20 protein-coding genes, 1 tRNA gene and 1 pseudogene are annotated in these 16,674 nt (G+C 57.6%); 16 read left to right on the forward strand and 6 right to left on the reverse strand.

Going from position 1 to position 16,674, the window contains the following annotated elements; genetic code table 11:
* Positions 1 to 79: 79 nt before the first annotated feature.
* Together AACY18_RS10990 and AACY18_RS10995 are read right to left on the reverse strand one after the other, a co-directional pair.
* The gene (locus AACY18_RS10990; RefSeq protein WP_095119107.1) at positions 80 to 553 is read right to left on the reverse strand and encodes a peroxiredoxin; all 474 of its coding nucleotides are present in this window, start codon (positions 551 to 553) and stop codon (positions 80 to 82) included.
* 10 nt (positions 554 to 563) lie between these two features.
* Positions 564 to 1,124, reverse strand: a complete 561-nt coding sequence (locus AACY18_RS10995) for a glycine cleavage system protein R (protein WP_016984694.1) — start codon at positions 1,122 to 1,124, stop codon at positions 564 to 566.
* Between the two features lie 339 nt (positions 1,125 to 1,463).
* Between AACY18_RS10995 and dapA the strand changes: the two genes are divergently transcribed.
* The 6 genes from dapA to AACY18_RS11025 all read left to right on the forward strand — a co-directional run bounded on the left by dapA (position 1,464) and on the right by AACY18_RS11025 (position 5,948).
* Complete coding sequence (gene dapA / locus AACY18_RS11000) at positions 1,464 to 2,342, forward strand: 4-hydroxy-tetrahydrodipicolinate synthase (protein WP_339430751.1); 879 nt, start codon at positions 1,464 to 1,466, stop codon at positions 2,340 to 2,342.
* 17 nt (positions 2,343 to 2,359) lie between these two features.
* Complete coding sequence (gene bamC, locus AACY18_RS11005) at positions 2,360 to 3,475, forward strand: outer membrane protein assembly factor BamC (RefSeq protein ID WP_339464863.1); 1,116 nt, start codon at positions 2,360 to 2,362, stop codon at positions 3,473 to 3,475.
* A gap of 4 nt (positions 3,476 to 3,479) precedes the next feature.
* On the forward strand, positions 3,480 to 4,241 hold the full coding sequence (locus tag AACY18_RS11010; RefSeq protein WP_339430753.1) for an MBL fold metallo-hydrolase: 762 nt from the start codon (positions 3,480 to 3,482) through the stop codon (positions 4,239 to 4,241).
* A gap of 28 nt (positions 4,242 to 4,269) precedes the next feature.
* Entirely contained in the window at positions 4,270 to 4,983 is a 714-nt protein-coding gene (gene purC / locus AACY18_RS11015) for a phosphoribosylaminoimidazolesuccinocarboxamide synthase (protein ID WP_122608857.1), read from the forward strand.
* 84 nt (positions 4,984 to 5,067) lie between these two features.
* Positions 5,068 to 5,157, forward strand: a tRNA-Ser gene (locus AACY18_RS11020).
* Positions 5,158 to 5,402: 245 nt separating this feature from the next.
* Entirely contained in the window at positions 5,403 to 5,948 is a 546-nt protein-coding gene (locus AACY18_RS11025) for a YfbU family protein (RefSeq protein WP_339464864.1), read from the forward strand.
* 41 nt (positions 5,949 to 5,989) lie between these two features.
* Here AACY18_RS11025 and AACY18_RS11030 read toward each other — a convergent pair.
* A pseudogene (locus tag AACY18_RS11030) lies at positions 5,990 to 6,400 on the reverse strand (tyrosine-type recombinase/integrase); the annotation flags it as partial.
* 80 nt (positions 6,401 to 6,480) lie between these two features.
* On the opposite strand from AACY18_RS11030, the gene AACY18_RS11035 reads away from it, so the two are divergent.
* The 7 genes from AACY18_RS11035 (at position 6,481) to gmtX (ending at position 11,811) form a co-directional block, all read left to right on the forward strand.
* The gene (locus tag AACY18_RS11035) at positions 6,481 to 7,530 is read left to right on the forward strand and encodes a phage late control D family protein (protein WP_339464865.1); all 1,050 of its coding nucleotides are present in this window, start codon (positions 6,481 to 6,483) and stop codon (positions 7,528 to 7,530) included.
* Positions 7,531 to 7,579: 49 nt separating this feature from the next.
* Complete coding sequence (locus AACY18_RS11040) at positions 7,580 to 8,143, forward strand: glycoside hydrolase family 19 protein (protein WP_339434331.1); 564 nt, start codon at positions 7,580 to 7,582, stop codon at positions 8,141 to 8,143.
* Complete coding sequence (locus AACY18_RS11045) at positions 8,125 to 8,667, forward strand: lysis system i-spanin subunit Rz (protein ID WP_339434330.1); 543 nt, start codon at positions 8,125 to 8,127, stop codon at positions 8,665 to 8,667. The genes AACY18_RS11040 and AACY18_RS11045 overlap by 19 nt, the downstream gene beginning before the upstream one ends.
* Positions 8,668 to 9,275: 608 nt before the next feature.
* Positions 9,276 to 10,217 (forward strand): 2-hexyl, 5-propylresorcinol biosynthesis aromatase DarA, encoded by a 942-nt coding sequence (darA, locus tag AACY18_RS11050; RefSeq protein WP_339434329.1) that lies wholly within the window; start codon positions 9,276 to 9,278, stop codon positions 10,215 to 10,217.
* Between the two features lie 7 nt (positions 10,218 to 10,224).
* Positions 10,225 to 11,376 (forward strand): beta-ketoacyl synthase DarB, encoded by a 1,152-nt coding sequence (gene darB, locus AACY18_RS11055; RefSeq protein WP_339434328.1) that lies wholly within the window; start codon positions 10,225 to 10,227, stop codon positions 11,374 to 11,376.
* 86 nt (positions 11,377 to 11,462) lie between these two features.
* Complete coding sequence (locus tag AACY18_RS11060) at positions 11,463 to 11,585, forward strand: hypothetical protein (RefSeq protein WP_339434327.1); 123 nt, start codon at positions 11,463 to 11,465, stop codon at positions 11,583 to 11,585.
* Positions 11,539 to 11,811, forward strand: a complete 273-nt coding sequence (gmtX, locus tag AACY18_RS11065) for a gamma-mobile-trio protein GmtX (protein ID WP_339464866.1) — start codon at positions 11,539 to 11,541, stop codon at positions 11,809 to 11,811. Before AACY18_RS11060 ends, gmtX begins: the two co-directional genes overlap by 47 nt.
* A gap of 302 nt (positions 11,812 to 12,113) precedes the next feature.
* Here gmtX and AACY18_RS11070 read toward each other — a convergent pair whose 3' ends face one another.
* Together AACY18_RS11070 and AACY18_RS11075 are read right to left on the reverse strand one after the other, a co-directional pair.
* Positions 12,114 to 12,320, reverse strand: coding sequence for a hypothetical protein (locus AACY18_RS11070; protein ID WP_339431019.1), 207 nt, complete (start codon positions 12,318 to 12,320; stop codon positions 12,114 to 12,116).
* Positions 12,321 to 12,471: 151 nt separating this feature from the next.
* Positions 12,472 to 12,663 carry a YegP family protein gene (locus AACY18_RS11075; protein WP_221729401.1) on the reverse strand — a complete coding sequence of 64 codons (192 nt, stop codon included), beginning with the start codon at positions 12,661 to 12,663 and terminating at the stop codon, positions 12,472 to 12,474.
* A 341-nt stretch (positions 12,664 to 13,004) separates the two neighbouring features.
* Here AACY18_RS11075 and AACY18_RS11080 point away from each other — a divergent pair, with 341 nt between their 5' ends.
* The 3 genes from AACY18_RS11080 to AACY18_RS11090 all read left to right on the forward strand — a co-directional run bounded on the left by AACY18_RS11080 (position 13,005) and on the right by AACY18_RS11090 (position 15,648).
* Positions 13,005 to 13,925, forward strand: coding sequence for a LysR family transcriptional regulator (locus AACY18_RS11080; protein ID WP_221729396.1), 921 nt, complete (start codon positions 13,005 to 13,007; stop codon positions 13,923 to 13,925).
* Positions 13,926 to 14,020: 95 nt separating this feature from the next.
* The gene (locus AACY18_RS11085; protein WP_339431021.1) at positions 14,021 to 15,229 is read left to right on the forward strand and encodes a low temperature requirement protein A; all 1,209 of its coding nucleotides are present in this window, start codon (positions 14,021 to 14,023) and stop codon (positions 15,227 to 15,229) included.
* Positions 15,230 to 15,282: 53 nt separating this feature from the next.
* Positions 15,283 to 15,648, forward strand: a complete 366-nt coding sequence (locus AACY18_RS11090; protein ID WP_339431022.1) for a 5-carboxymethyl-2-hydroxymuconate Delta-isomerase — start codon at positions 15,283 to 15,285, stop codon at positions 15,646 to 15,648.
* A 3-nt stretch (positions 15,649 to 15,651) separates the two neighbouring features.
* On the opposite strand, the gene AACY18_RS11095 is transcribed toward AACY18_RS11090, so the two are convergent.
* Positions 15,652 to 16,587, reverse strand: a complete 936-nt coding sequence (locus tag AACY18_RS11095; RefSeq protein ID WP_339464868.1) for a LysR family transcriptional regulator — start codon at positions 16,585 to 16,587, stop codon at positions 15,652 to 15,654.
* Positions 16,588 to 16,674 lie beyond the last annotated feature (87 nt).

A 16,674-nucleotide genomic window follows, 5' to 3' on the forward strand; every position in this document is an offset into this window, starting at 1 on the left:
ATAGGAACCGTGGCGTTCACAGATCCAGTGTGGGAGCGGGCTTGCTTGCGAAGGCGTCAGTGAAAACGACGCAACAACATCAGGCCTTGTTCAGATCCTGAGCCGCCGCCAGCACCGCATCCACATGCCCCGGTACTTTCACGCCGCGCCATTCCTGACGCAGTACACCGTCCTTGTCAATGAGGAACGTGCTGCGATCAACGCCCAGGTATTCCTTACCGTACAGCTTCTTCAGCTTGATCACGTCGAACAGTTGGCAGACGGCTTCGTCCTTGTCGCTGATCAGCTCGAACGGAAATTCCTGCTTGCACTTGAAGTTCTCGTGGGACTTCAGGCTGTCGCGGGAAATGCCGAAGATTTCCGTGTTGGCAGCCTTGAATGCCGCGTACTGATCTCGAAAGCCCTGGCCTTCGGTGGTGCAGCCCGGGGTGCTGTCCTTCGGATAGAAGTAGATCACCACTTGCTTGCCCTTCAGGGCAGAGAGGCTGACGGTTTGCCCGCTGGTGGCAGGTGCTTCGAAATCCGCTACCGGTTGGTCGATGACAACGGCCATGAAAGCTTCCTTACATTGGGTTTTGTGGGCGCCAAGGCTCGATCAGCGCGTCGAGGTTCATCGCGTCGGCGAAATCCAGGAACTGGTCACGCAGCCAACTGATCTGGGTGCCGGCCGGCAGGGTTACGGTGAATGTCGCGTTGAGCATGGTGCCGCCCGTCTGTGGCGCCTGATACGTGTCGCACGTCAGGTTTTCCAGTTCGACGTTGTGATCCATGAAGAACTGGCACAACTCATTGATGATGTCCGGGCGATACGCCGAGCTGACGTAAGCCACATACGGCAGTGCCTGCGGGCGATTTTCCAGCGCCGCGCTACGCACCACGTTGACGGTGAAAGCGTGCTTCTTGGCGAGGCCCGACAGGCTGCCTTCCAGACGCGCGAGGGCGTCCCAACTGCCAGAGATCTCAAGGATCAGCGCGCTGCACTCGCCGTGGCGGGTCAGGCGTGAAGTAACCACGGCGCAGCGATTTTCATGGCTGGCGCGGCACAGGACGTTAGTCAGCTCCATGGGGTTGGCGCCGAGGGCACTGATGACAAGGAATTGTTCGCGAACTGTGGGGGTGGACATGCAGCATTCCTAAAGCGATGAGCGGTCGGTAGGTTTACGGTCGTTGGCCGTCGGGAATTGCCTGTGTGCCCATTCAGGCTGTCCGTTCAAAAAGCCCCGGCAAAGCACTCGCGGCTCGCTCCACTATAGCGGGAGCGCGTCGATGCGACGCAGGAACGGGGTTTGGGAGGCCGAAAAGGGAGGCTGTAACCCGGCGTACAAGCTGATCTGTACCGATCAAAGTCTGAAGGGTAGCGAAAAGCGGCGCCAAGGGGAATGGCGGCAGCGCAGTACTTCGCTTGTGCAAGCATCTTGGCGCCAGTACCATTACCGCTCTCTTTTTCCGGCAGGAGCGGTTTCATGATTGCGGGCAGTATGGTGGCACTGGTCACTCCCATGGATGCACAAGGGCGTCTGGACTGGGACAGCCTCAGCAAACTCGTGGACTTCCACCTCAAGAACGGCACCCATGCCATTGTCGCGGTCGGTACTACCGGCGAGTCGGCAACCCTTGATGTAGAAGAACACATCGCCGTGATCAAAGCCGTGGTCAAACAGGTTGCCGGCCGCATTCCGGTCATCGCCGGTACCGGCGCCAACTCGACCCGTGAAGCCGTCGAACTGACCCGCAACGCCAAAGCCGCCGGCGCCGATGCCTGCCTGCTTGTAGTCCCGTACTACAACAAGCCGACTCAGGAAGGTCTGTACCAGCACTTCAAGCACATCGCTGAAGCGGTCGACATCCCGCAGATTCTCTACAACGTGCCTGGCCGCACGTCTTGCGACATGCAGGCCGAGACCGTGATTCGCCTGTCCACCGTGCCTAACATCATCGGCATCAAGGAAGCCACCGGCGACCTGACGCGTGCCAAAGCGATCATTGATGGCGTGAGCAAGGACTTCATCGTGCTGTCGGGCGATGATCCGACCGCGGTCGAGCTGATCCTGCTGGGTGGCAAAGGCAATATCTCTGTTACCGCCAATGTCGCTCCACGCGAAATGGCGGATCTGTGCGAGGCCGCGCTCAAAGGCGACGCCGATACCGCACGGGCCATCAACGAAAAACTGATGCCTCTGCACAAAGACCTGTTCATCGAAGCCAACCCGATTCCGGTGAAGTGGGCTTTGGTTGAAATGGGCCTGATGCACGAAGGCATCCGCCTGCCGCTGACGTGGCTGAGCGCACCTTGTCATGAAACGCTTCGCACGGCCCTGCGCCAGTGCAGCGTCCTGGTTTAATTGAGGAAGTACAACGCATGAAGCGAATGGCCGGACTTTCCGCACTTGCCTTGATTATCTCCAGCACCAGCGGCTGCGGATGGGTCTGGGGGCCGGAAGGTTATTTCCGCGACCGTGGTAGCGATTACCTGCAAGCGCAACAGACTGCACCGATGCAACTGCCATCGGATGTCAGCACCTCCAAACGTCTGGATCCGCTGCTGCCGATCCCGCGAAACGTCGCTGACGATACCGCCAAGGGTGAGTACGTTGTTCCGCGTCCTCAGCCGTTGTCAGCCATCGCCGATGCCAGCGATTACTCGCTGCAGAAAAGCGGCGATTCGCGTTGGGTCATGGGGCAGCATCCACCGGCCGAAGTCTGGCCAGTGGCCGTGCAGTTCTTCGAGGACAACGGTTTCCGTCTGGATGAACAGCGCCCGCAAACGGGCGAATTCACCACCACCTGGCAGCACTCCGATGAACTGTCCGCTGCCATGGCCAAGCGCCTGAGCGCAGCGGGCGTCGGCGCCGACAGCGAAACCCGCGTCCGTGTGCGTGTCGAGCCGGGTGTGCAGCGCAATACCAGTGAAATCTATGTGGTCAGTGCCGAGCGGCCTGCCGGCAGTACTGCAGACGTAGCCTTCACCAATCGTTCGGTCAACACTGGCCTGGACGCAGCGCTGGTCGACGACATGCTCGCGAGCATGAGCCGTACTGCCGAAAAGGGCGGTTCGGTGTCGATGCTCGCTTCGCGTGATTTCGATACGCCAAGCCGCGTCAGCCTCAGCGAAGATGGCAGCGGTAACCCGGTGTTGAACGTCGGTACCGATCTGAACCGTGCATGGGCCAGCGTTGGCCGTGCGCTGGAGCAGGGCGAATGGCGTGTTGAAGACATCAACCGCAGCCTGGGCCTGTACTACATTAACCTGGCCGAAAAAGCCGAGAAGAAAGACGACAAGCCTGGTTTCTTCAGCAGCCTGTTTGGCAGTGCGCCGAGCAAGGAAGAAATTGAAGCCCGTGCCGAGCGTTATCAGGTTCGCCTGAGCAAGGTTGGCGAGAACATCCAGGTCACCGTCGAGAAAAACATCAACACCGTCGCACCGGCTGACGTAGCGCGCAAAGTGTTGAGCGTGATTCAGGACAATCTGGGCTGATCACATGCGTTTTGCCGTTCTCGGCAGCGGTAGCCAAGGGAACGGCACGCTGATCGCCAGTGCTGATACGTATGTGCTGGTGGATTGTGGTTTTTCCCTGCGGGAAACCGAAAAACGCCTGTTGCGCCTGGGTGTGAACCCGGCGCAACTGAGCGCGATACTCGTAACCCACGAACATGCCGACCACGTGCATGGCGTGGGTTTGCTGTCTCGGCGCTACAATCTACCGGTCTACCTCAGTCGCGGCACACTGCGCGGGATGCGCAAACCGATTGAACCCGCAGGCTTTCTGGCCGGCGGCGAGCAACTGCAGATCGGTGCACTGAACATCGGGGTCATTGCCGTGGCCCATGATGCGCAGGAACCGACCCAGTATGTCTTCAGTGATTACGAGCAGCGGCGCTTCGGCCTGCTGACCGACCTGGGTTCCTACTGCGAGCGGGTGCTTGACGGTTATCGGGATCTCGATGCGTTGATGATCGAGTCCAATCATTGTCGCGATATGCTGGCTCGTGGTCACTACCCGTACTTTCTCAAGCAACGGGTGGGCGGCGAGCTGGGACATTTGAACAACCACCAGGCGGCATTCCTGGTGTCCGAGTTGGGCTGGCAGGGTTTGCAACACCTGGTTCTGGCCCATCTGAGCAGCAAGAACAATTTGCCGCAGCTGGCCCGGCAATGTTTTGTCGACACCCTCGGGTGCGACCCGGACTGGCTGCAACTGGCCGATCAAGATTCAGGGCTCGACTGGCGCCACATCGCCTAGCCCACCTACTTAGCAAGCGGAGCCCATCATGGAAAAACGTGAAGAACTCTACCGCGGCAAAGCCAAATCGGTTTACAAGACCGACGACGCTGACCGCTTGATCCTGCTGTTTCGCAACGACACCTCGGCGTTCGACGGCAAGCGTATCGAGCAGCTCGACCGCAAAGGCATGGTGAACAACAAGTTCAACGCCTTCATCATGCAAAAGCTCGAAGCGGCCGGCGTACCGACCCAATTCGACAAACTGCTGGGCGACAACGAATGCCTGGTGAAAAAGCTCGACATGATCCCGGTCGAGTGCGTCGTGCGTAACTACGCCGCCGGTAGCCTGGTCAAGCGCTTGGGCGTCGAAGAGGGCCTGAAGCTCAACCCTTACACCTTCGAACTGTTCCTGAAGGACGACGCCAAGGGCGACCCGTTCATCAACGAATCCCATGTTGTCGCATTCGGCTGGGGCACCGCCGAGCAACTGGTTCGCATGAAAGAACTGTCGCTCAAGGTCAACGAAGTGCTGACCAAGCTGTTTGACGACGCCGGCCTGCTGCTGGTCGACTTCAAGCTTGAATTCGGCGTGTTCAGCGACGGCTCCATCGTCCTGGGTGACGAGTTCAGCCCGGACGGCTGCCGTCTGTGGGACAAGGACACCAAGAAGAAGATGGACAAAGACCGCTTCCGCCAAGGCCTCGGTGACGTCATCGAAGCCTACGAAGAAGTCGCCAATCGTCTGGGCGTACCGCTTTAATCGACGCAAGCATCTGATAGCACGGAAAAAATTTCGCTTGGGGGGTTCGCAACCAGCGAAAGTGTTGTTATGATGCGCGCCGTTGGAGAGATGCCAGAGTGGCCGAATGGGACGGATTCGAAATCCGTTGTACCTTCACCGGTACCTAGGGTTCGAATCCCTATCTCTCCGCCATTATTGAACAAGACGAAGCCCCCGTAATCATTGATGATTACGGGGGCTTTTTCGTTTCAGGTCGATTGTTTAGGGCATATTTAGGGCATTTATTCTGTCTCACGGACCTGCCTAGGCCGTTCTATGCTGTACTAATTTCCCCATCTGAGATTTCTCCCTCTCAGTTTCGTCTAGCATGATGGCGGGCTGGCATCGTTGTGCCGGACTCGGACGTTTTTCACTGGACTGAAATCCGGAGAAAGGAAATGCCAACCGTAATCGAAAAACTGACCATCGCAATGCTCTGCGATCTTCATAAGAAGCTTGGGGTTGAAAGCCGGTACGACTTAGACTTGGTAACTCAAGCAGTCGGCGAAGATGATTTGTGGATTTTGAGGTGGGCATATAACGATTTCAATGAAATCGATAATCCTGAAGAAGTAGTTTTTGTAGGTGATGTTTTCGACATGTTCTCTTTTATTGGGAGGGGATATGCTGCGCTCTCACAAGATGACAAGACGAGGGTAGATCAATCGAGTGACCACGTAGCCGCCTGGCTTACCTTCTCTGGATATGATGGTAACAACGAAAGCCGGTACCGGGGCATCGCTCACACTTTGGTGAATCGTTTGAATCGCTTCACTGAGTTCAAAGATGTTGCGAACAACAACTCTCATTGCCCTATGGTTAACACCTATGCGCGTATGTATGCCGCATTTGAGCTGATTCGAAAAAACGTGATCATGCGTGAAATGACGGCAGATGAAATCATTCAAGTAGTCAGCGAGGCCGTTCATCCAGACAATCGCTAACCGCCGTCTTCCCTGCTTGGGGAGGTATTCCTCCCCAGGTATTAGTTTTCGCGAAACCCCAGCATTTTCGACACGATACCGGCTATGCTCTTGGTGTCCTTAGGTATCCATCTACCGTAATGCTTTCTCACCATTGTTGTGTCGGCGTGCCCTAGCTGTCTGGCCACCCATTCGACGGGCACATAGCTCGATAGCATCTGGCTGGCGAACGTGTGGCGGCACTGGTTGGCGCCTCGATGGCGCACTTCTGCCTTTTTCAGATGAGCTGTGAACCAATTGCTCAGGGTTTTGCCGCTCCACAACGACCCGCTGGTAGAGCTGCGGAAAAGAAACCTGACTTTCATCTTCTTTGACGTGATGTTGTCGCGCTGGATAACGGTGATCTCTTCGACTGGTGATTCCCTGGCCGCAGCAACGATGTCTCGCATCAGTTCCAGTGCAGGGTCTATCAGCTAGGCGAGCCGTTGCGTTACGCGTAACGGTGCATTCTTCTCTGACCCGCCTTGTGCTGGCTTTTTTTTGGGCAAAATCCATGACCCCGATGTTTCGAATCGTCGCCGATGGTGCCGACGTCACGGCCAAGATCAACGATCGGCTGTTGTTGCTGCGCACCTCGGACAAGCCCGGCATGGAGTCCGACGAGTTTGAGTTGCGTATTGATGACCGGGATGGACAAGTGCAGTTGCCTCGGCGGGGCAGTTCGATCGAGGTCTATTTAGGCTATGCCGAAACCGCTTTAGCCCGCATGGGACGTTACACGGTGGACACCGTCGAAGTGTCGGGGCCGCCGGATACGATCGTGATCAAAGGCAAGGCCAGCGACATGCGTGGCAGCGGCAAGATCATCCGTAGCGGAAGCTGGAAGGACGTGCCGCTGTGGAAGATCGTGGCCGACATTGCCGCGCGCAATGGCTGGCAGCCGGTGTGCCCGGTGTCGACCAAAGTGGCGCGAGTGGATCAACTCAACGAGTCCGATTTTAATTTCATCACCCGGCTGGCCAAGCAATACGACTGCACGGCCAAGGTGGCCGATGGCAAGCTGTTGGTGATGCCACGTCAAGGCGGACAGTCCGCAAGCGGCAAAGCGTTCGGCGCGGTCACGCTGACACGCAGCGACCTCAGCCGCTGGCAATTCAGTCTCGGCGATCGCAGCTCGCACAAGGCGGTTGCGACCAAGCACCAAGACAAGAAAGACGGAAAGCTGGCCATCGTCACCATCGACAACGACGACGCGCCGGATGGCCTGCCGGCGGTGCATACCGACCGGCATATTTACCCGAATAAGACCGCTGCCCAAGCGGCCGCGAAAGCGCGTCTGGCGGCGTTCAACCGCTCGACCGCCGACGTGCGTTTTGAGATGCCTGGGCGCACGGACATTTTCGCCGAGCGGCCCATTCTCGCCCAGGGCTTCAAGGTCGGGCTTGATGGCGAGTACCTGGCGGATTCGGTCGAGCAAGTGTTCACCCAGTCTGGCTGGTCCACCACGGTCGAATGCAATGCCGGCAAAGCCGGTAAATCCAAGGGCAAGAAAAAGAAAGGGCCGAAACCACCCCTCAAGGTTGTGAACATCGAGAAACAGTAGCCGCATCCCATCGCCGCCTGAGAGCGGTTTTTTTACGTCTGGAGTTTGTATGTCCATCACTGAACAACAGCTGCAAAGCATCATGCCCAACGCCCGCCGCCAAGCGGGCGTTTTTGTATCCGCCCTAAACACAGCCATGGCGCATCGGCAGATCAACACGCCGAAACGCCAAGCCGCGTTTCTGGCGCAAGTCGGTCACGAGTCGGGTCAGCTGCAGTACGTCCGGGAGCTGGGCGGCGATCAGTACCTGAGCAAATACGACACCGGCAACCTGGCTGCGAAACTGGGCAACACCCCGGCAGCGGATGGTGATGGCCAGCGCTATCGCGGTCGCGGTCTGATCCAGGTCACCGGTCACGACAACTACCTGCGCTGCAGCTTGGCGCTGTTCGGTGACGAGCGATTGCTGCGCACGCCTGAACTGCTGGAGCTGCCGCAGTGGGCCGCCGAGTCGGCAGCATGGTTCTGGTCAGTGAATGGGCTGAACGCGCTGGCCGATCAAAACGAATTCAACACGATCACCCGCAGAATCAACGGCGGTCTCAATGGCCTGCAGGATCGGTTGGAGTTGTGGGGGCGGGCGAGGGCAGTGCTATGCGTCTCGGCGAACTGATCCCGGCGCCGTATCGGCTGCTGGCAAAAGGCGTACTGCTGGTCATCTTGGTCGGTGGTTCTGTGGCCATTACCTGGCAAGTACAGGATTGGCGCTACGGCAAACAGCTCGCAGAGCAGGCCCGCCTCCACGCCGAAACCCTCAATCAACAGGCCCTAGACTCGGCCGCACAGCAGCGTGCCGAACAAGACAAACGTCTCGCGCTCGAGCAGCGCCTGGCTACCAGTGAACAAACCCATTACCGAGCCTTGAGCGATGTCCAACGTGATCAAGGTCGCCTGCGCGACCGCCTTGCCACTGCTGATCTGCGCTTGTCAGTCCTACTCGACGCCACCTCCGGCGCCGGCAACAGATCGGTGTCAGCCACCACCGCCACCGGCGGCGTGGATCATGGCCCCACAAGAGCCGAACTTGACCCAGCGCATGCTCAACGAATTATCGGCGTCACCGATGACGGCGACCGGGGGCTGATTGCCCTCGCGGCGTGTCAGGCATACGCCAAAGAAGTCTCAACACTGAAGTGAAAAAGAGCGGCTGATCCGGATGCATCAACATCCGGTCCAGCCGCCGTCCCTATCCAGTTCGAAGATCGGCTGCTGTCGATTTAACAGAAATTTCGGTTACGCAAAATCCGGGACACCTGCAGAACATGGGAGTTACACCACGTCCTGGCCCAACAGCGCCATCGTGTATTCGCGCCACTGAATCGAGGGCACGCGATAAAATTCGCCGCACTTATTTGACAGGCCACAATAAGTATCTAGAGTTCGTCTGTGAAGAACTGGAAGGAATCCAGTCTGCCCGAGCTAGAATCAGGAGTTGCATGATGTACAAGATCACGGATGAGCCGCAGTTGAACCGCGCAAAAGCCTACCAGAACAATCCCGCCCACTCGTATATCGACTTTCGCCAGACAGCCTCCGCGGCTATCTGCAAGTTGGCGCCCCTCTTCTATTGCGTACGCCACTAGCGACGTACTGCATTCGCTCGTCCCGAATAAAAATTAGACGTTAAAAACTTGGTGTGCCATTACCCCAACAAGCTATCCGGGGTGGAGCATCACGCTCTACAGAACTGCCACTCGAATCTCTGGCGTGTTTGTGTAGTTGAAAAGCAAAAGGTCCCTGCACTTATGAAACATGTTCTTGTGATTCGTTATTCGCAAAGCGGTCAGTTGAGCGAAGTGGTCGAAAGTCTAATTTCGCCTCTACGTTCGACACAGGAGGTTAAGGTACATGAAGTGGTGCTCAAGCCCCGGGTTGCCTATCCGTTTCCTTGGCCTGTGGGCAAATTTTTCGACGTGTTTCCCGAGACCGTGCAACTCAGCCCGCCGGCCATCGAACCGGTGTATACGAATCACACTCAGCCCTTCGACTTGGTGATCCTAGCGTATCAGGTCTGGTATCTGTCGCCATCACCGCTGATCACCGCATTTCTCAAGAGCGCGGAAGGCAAGCGTCTGCTGGCCGGGCGCCCGGTGGTCACGGTGATCGCCTGCCGCAACATGTGGCTGATGGCCCAGGAGGCGGTCAAGCGTCTACTGGATGAGGCCGGCGCGCAGTTGCGCGACAACGTGGTGCTAACCGACCGGGCCAATACCTTCGCCACACTGATTACCACACCGCGCTGGATGTTCACCGGCAACCGCGAGTCATTCCTCGGCCTGCCCAAGGCCGGGATTAGCGCCCAGGATGTCCAAGGCGCTGCACGTTTCGGGCGGGCATTGAATGCCGCCCTGTATGCCAATAAAGAGAAAGCCGAAGGGCCGATGCTGGCTGGACTGGGGGCGGCGACCGTCAATCCTGGGCTGATACTCAGCGAGCGAGCGGCTTATAGAGGCTTCAAGTTCTGGTCGGGAATAATTTGCCGTTTCGGCAAGTATGGACAATGGCTACGGCGACTCTTGCTGTGCTTATTCATCGTCTATCTATTGTTGGTCATCATGACCGTCCTGCCTATTTCACTTGTGTTACGCCGCTTGCTTCATCCATTTATCCGGACGCGCCTCAATGAGTTGCAGCGTTATTACGAACAGCCGTCCGGTTCGCAACTAAATTTTGAATCTAAAGAGTGAAATAATCATGAGTAATTCGTTTGTCTATATTACGAAAACATCCACGTATATGCCGGGAGAGGCGGTCGATAACGATACGATGGAGAACATTCTCGGGTATGTGGGCGGGCGACCTTCACGGTCTCGGCAGGTGGTGTTGCGTAATAACGGAATCAAGCAACGCTATTATGTGCTGGATCCGGAAACTGGTGTTCCCCGTTTCACTAACGCGCAAATAACCGCCGAGGCGATCAAGGGCCTGGTGGGCGACGATTTTGCCCTGGACTCCATGGAATGCCTGTCCACCGGCACCACCTTGCCGGACCAACTGATGCCCAACCATGGCGTGATGGTGCATGGCGAGCTGGGCAACAAACCTTGTGAGGTGGTGTCCACCGCCGGCATCTGCCTGGCTGGCCTCACCGCGCTGAAATATGCCTACCTGTCGGTGCTTGCGGGAGCCAGCCGCAAGGCAGTGGCCACAGCTTCGGAGGTGGTTTCGCCGGTGCTGCATGCGCGCAATTTCGATGCGGAAAACGAGGCGCTGGTGGCGCAGATGGCGGCCCGCCCAGAAATCGCCTTCGATAAAGACTTCCTGCGCTGGATGCTATCCGACGGGGCCGGGGCCTTCCTGCTCGAGAACCAACCACGGGCCGGCAGCCTGTCGTTACGTATCGACTGGATAGACATCTTTTCCTACGCCAACGAATTACCAACCTGCATGTACGCGGGTGCGGAAAAGGCCGAGGACGACAGCTTGACCGGCTGGATGCGGCTGCCCTCTGAGCAATGGGCATCGCGCTCGATTTTCGCAATCAAGCAGGACGTGCGGCTGCTGAACGAGAACGTGGTGAAGTACACCCTCGGCAAGCCGCTCAAGGAGGTGATGATCAAGTACAACCTGTCGCCCGAGGCCATCGACTGGTTCCTGCCGCACATGTCATCGGAATACTTCCGCAAACCGATTGTCGAGTGCATGGAAAACACCGAATTGGCGATTCCCCAAGAGCGCTGGTTCACCAACCTGTCTCATCGTGGCAACACCGGCTCGGCGTCGATCTACATCATGATCCACGAGCTGCTTGAGTCCGGACGCCTGCACAAAGGGCAGCGCGTGCTGTGTTTCGTCCCGGAAAGCGGGCGCTTCTCCGGTGGTTTCATGCATCTGACGGCGGTCTGATACGCCTCGCCATGGCGCAAGAGCCCAGTGGTCGGCACGGGCCGGCCACTGTTTCGTGGTACGCATCCAACCGCAAGGGAATGAACATGGAAACGTTCGAACAACATGTGAAAAAAGTGGTGGCGACCGAGCTGGACGTCAACCAAGCAGACCTCACAAATTATGCCCACGCCTCACAATGCCCTGTCCGCGCAACTGCCTCATTCTGAGCGCGAAGCCTTACACAAGGCCATATCGCCGAACTACTTGAAAGATCGCGGCCTGCGGGAAGGCAGCTATGGCGAAATCGTCAACGAGCGCGGTCGGACAGTGTTCGAGGTGGGCTTTACCCGTGCGATTCGCAAAGGCTGGCTGGTGATCGCCCATCTCAAGGCAGGCACTGCGCGACAACTAGGACTGGCCCCATCCTCTGTAATTCCAGAAATCGGGAGCTGACGTGGAACAGTGCGTTGCCCTGAGCCGTAGATGAATGGGGCGAATCCGATGGTTTTTTCTTCTGGGGTTTCGGTCATTTTGCGTCTCCGTACATAGAGACGTGTGATGAGAGAAGGCTTGTATCGCGGTGCAGGCGAAGCGGGCTTAACAGGTTACTTGTTTGTATCGTTCAACTCCCTCGATTCCGGAGCTGCCGCATTCTGCCCGCGAGTTACTTCACCGAACATGGAAAGGCCTCACAGGATCAAACCTGTGGGGCCTTTTCATTTTTGCAGGAGCTACCGCTCCCCGCACTCAGCCACTCACGACAGCGAGTGCCCTAGCTCCTGTTTGATCAGCTCATAAACTTCCTTGTGCGTTGAGTTATGCAGCGTGTTGTCCTGGCATGCCGAAGCCAGGAAGGTTTTGACTTCTTCTTTGGCGTGCGGGTAGAGGCTGGCGACGTAGTCGGCCTCATGTTCTTGGGTGCAGTTGAAGTACTTGTCGTCTTTCGCTTTGTCTCTAGCCATTGTGCGGCTCCTTTTGGGTTCAAATGATGTGGAGAAACAGGGCCGGATGGCCCCATACGTCACTGAGCGTAGGGACGTAAAGACGGCCCGCCAGTCGTTCGAACAAAAAAGGAAAAGGTTGTAGGACGCAGTCGCTCATTCACTCTCGCGGTTAAATCTCCTTCACCGGCGTCTCCCCCGTTGCTCCTTTGATCAACTCGATCACATGCAAACAATCGGCCTTGTTCACATAAGACTCACCACTGGCGATGGTCTCGTGATTGCCTGCGCGCAGCCTCCAGCGCCATTGCCCTTTGCCGGTGCTCGGGGTGCCTTTGGATTGTCTGTAAATCTCGAAATACATTCAGTTCGCTCCATGCGATTTATTTGTGCGACAGCCTTTTTGACGCATGGTCGCAAGCCTAGCGCAGACGGGTTTTTTGGCTATCGGACATTTGTTTCCAATCGTTCGCGGATGTTTCTGAAGGGGGCATGTTTAGTACGTTGAGAATGGTCGCTTGGCGAAGAGCTGCAATGTGTATTTGAACGACGTTCCCGTCCACGACATACGGGACTGAACGGTGACGCACAGGTCATGGGCTGAGGGTGAAAACACAGAAGGTCCAGTGAGGTCGGCAAAGGTTGATGGACGCCGAGCCCCAGGCCTTTCTACACTGCCCGTATTCCGGGGAGCGGGGGCAGTGAATGAATCGCAATGAACTACGCAAGGCAGACATCAACCTGATGGTGGTCTTCGAAACCTTGATGCTCGAGCGCAACGTGACCCGGGCGGCGGAGAAGCTGTTTCTCGGTCAGCCGACCATCAGTTCGGCGCTCAACCGTTTGCGCACGATGCTCAACGATCCGTTGTTCATTCGTGTCGGGCACCGCATGGAGCCGACAGCCCGCGCTGAAGATATCTTTCGTCACCTCAAACCGGCGCTGGATTCGTTGTCAGTGGCATTGAGCCTGACCCGTGATTTCGATCCTGCGGTCAGTACCATGACGTTCCGAATCGGCCTGTCTGATGACGTCGAGTTCGGCCTGTTGCCGCCGGCGTTGCGTGCTTTGCGTCAGGAAGCACCGAACGTGGTGTTCGTGGTGCAACACGTCGACTATTGGCGAATCCCCGATCTGCTGGCCGCCGGCGATATCACGGTCGGTATCAGTCAGACCCGTGGCCTGCCGGCCAACGCCAAACGCAAACTGCTGCGGCACATTCAACCGAGCATCCTGCGTGCCGACGCCTGCGATACGCCGCTGACCCTCGATGAATATTGCGCACGTCCCCACGTCCTGGTGTCCCACACCGCCAACGTCAGTGGTTTCGCCGACGAGTGGCTGGCAGAGCTTGGCCGTACCCGTCAGGTGGTGCTGTCGGTGCCGCAATACAGCGCGCTGCCGGCACTGTTGGCCGGCACGGACCTTATTGCCAGCCTGCCGGATTACGCCGCCGCCGCCATGGCCACCTCCGGGTTGCTGTTCAAGGAACCGTTCCCGTTCAAGACGCCGACACTCGACCTGTCGATGGTCTGGCTCAGCCACGTCGACAGCGACCCGGCAGAGCGCTGGTTGCGTTCGCGGCTCGAAGCCTTGATGAGCGAGCGCCCCCCGACACCGCTCTAAAACGCGCGACACGACCCTGACGGGCGTTGTTCAACTTGCCGGGAGGAAGTCTGCCTGCTTTGCTGTGACGTATGAATCCGGCGGAGAACTGTGCCATGAGCATCACCCGTACGTTGCTGCGTGGGCGCGGCAGTCTCGACAGTGGCAAGGTTGGCATGGTCGAGCTGTTTTTCGATCTGGTGTTCGTGTTCGCCGTAACCCAGTTGTCGCATTCCCTGCTCGCCCATTTGTCGATTCTCGGCGCGGTGCAGGTAGCGTTGTTGATGGTCGCGGTGTGGTGGGTGTGGATCTTCACGTCCTGGATCACCAATTGGCTCGACCCGGAAAAACTGCCGATCCGCCTCGGGTTGTTTGGCCTGATGATTGCCGGTTTGTTGCTCTCATCGGCCATTCCCAAGGCATTCACCGAACGCGGTTTGATGTTCGCCGCAGCGTTTGTGTTCATGCAGGTCGGGCGCACGCTGTTTGCCATTTGGGCGGTGCGCGGCGAATCGCTGAGCATGACCCGCAACTTTCAGCGCATCCTCGTCTGGCTGATGCTGTCCGGGGTTTTCTGGATGGCCGGGGCGTTTGTCGAGGCAGAGCAACGCCTGTGGTGCTGGTCGGCGGCTTTGTTGATCGAGCTGATTTCGCCGTCGCTATATTTCTGGGTGCCGGGCCTTGGGCGTTCGTCGCTGAGCGACTGGAACGTCGAAGGCAATCACATGGCCGAGCGCTGTGGCTTGTTTGTGATCATTGCCCTGGGTGAGTCGTTGCTGGTGACCGGTGCGACGTTTGCCGAATTACCGCTGAGTGCGGGCGGATTGCTCGCCTTTCTCGTCTCTGTGCTGGGCAGTATCGCCATGTGGTGGGTGTATTTCGACAGCGGCGCCGAACGCGCGCACCATCGCATCGCTCATTCCACTGATCCTGGGCGCCAGGCGCGGATCGCTTACACCTATCTGCATGTGCTGATCGTTGCCGGGGTGATCGTCAGTGCCGTGGCCGATGAGCTGGTGCTGGTGCACCCGGATCACGCCAGCGACGCCGGTATCCTCGCGATCATTGCCGGACCGTGGTTGTTTCTGCTCGGCAATGCGCTGTTCAAATGGGTCATGGCCGACCGGTTGCTGCCCCCTTTGTCGCATCTGGCCGGGCTGGTTCTGCTGATGCTGTCCTTCCCATTGGCGTTGAATCACTGGTTTTCAGCGTTGCAACTGGGCGCGCTGACCACGACGATCGTGATCGTGGTCGCTGCCTGGGAAACCTTGGCGCTACGTCAGACATCGTCACCCGTGGTGTCAGAAAAAGCCTCAAGGGAGTAGGGCGCAGCTGTGTTATATGTACGGCCTTTCTGCCGCCCGACTGGAGTACCCCGATGCCACACCTGCACATGGAATACACCGCCAACCTGCCGCAACTGAACGCTGACGTCGCTTTGATCCGGCTCAACAACACCTTGGTGGGTTCCGGTCAGTTCGCGGCGGAGTTCGATATCAAGAGCCGTGCGGTGAAAGTGGAAACCTTCAAGGTTGGCACCGCCATGGGCGAGCGTGCTTTCGTGCATGTGAAGCTGGCCCTGCTCAGCGGCCGTTCGCCGGAGATCAAGAAACAGCTTTCGCAAAGCCTGCTGACGGTGTTGCAAGAACTTTGCGAATGGCCTGCCGACATTGAGGTGCAGTTGTGCGTTGAACTGCTCGATATCGACCGTGATTCCTACAGTAAAACCGCTATTGGCATGTAAGCGTCAGGCCGCTTCCAGCTCACTGCACACCTGGATTATCTGCTCGCGGAGCCAGACGTTGGCGCTGTCCTGATCGACGTTCTGGCTCCACTGCATGTCGAGCGTGAACCCCGGCAAGCCGTTGGGCGCCTCGCAGTGGTTAAACACGGCTTCGTTGGTCAGTAAACGCTGAATACGCCGGGGCAGAGTGAGGATGAAGTCGGTGCCGGTGATCAATTTCAACGCAGCACTGTAGCTGTTCGAGCGCGCCACAATCTGGCGTTTCTGTGCCTGTCGCGCGAGCCAGCCGTCGACCATGTTGGTGGTGGAGGTCCAGGGTGTGGGGAACACATGCCGGCGTTCGGTGAAGGCCTGCAAGCTCAGGCGCGGTTCCAGTGGTGTGGCGCGCTTGTCGAAGACGCAGACCAAATCATCTTCCAGCAGCATCCGAGACTTCAGGTCAGCGTGGTTGCGGTGGAAGTTGGGGCCGAAGCTGATCACAAGATCGAGGCTGCCGTCGCGCAGCTCATACGCTGGCACATCGGTTTCAAACTTGTGCATGTTGACCATCACCGGCAAATCATTGAAGTCGAAGCGTTTCAATAAACGCGGCAGGATCAGTTGTTCGAAGTATTCCGGGGCACAGATGTTGAAGGTGACCGCTTGCTGGGTTGGATCGAACACCGGGGCGCCGGCGTGGCACAGATTGATGCTCTCGAGAATCTTCTGTACATGGCCGTACATGGTGCAGGCCTTGTAGGTCGGACGCATGCCGGTGCGTGTGTTGATGAACAGTTCGTCTTCGAAACTGGTGCGCAGTTTTTTCAGGCAATAACTGACGGTGGACTGGCTGACAAACAGTGTTTCCGATACATCGGTGACGCTGTTCTGCTCATACACGGCGATAAACACCATGAGATCCTGCATGTCGAGCTTTCGAAGCAAGTTACTGTTCAGCATCCGTTCTATCTCGCTGTGCTCCTTGCGCTGAATCCGCGCAAACGTGTGCGAACGATCCTAGCGGAACGATGGTGCCAGGAGAAAGCC

The organism is Pseudomonas sp. EA_65y_Pfl2_P74 (genome assembly GCF_963970575.1).
In the GTDB taxonomy this organism is placed as follows: domain Bacteria; phylum Pseudomonadota; class Gammaproteobacteria; order Pseudomonadales; family Pseudomonadaceae; genus Aquipseudomonas; species Aquipseudomonas baetica_A.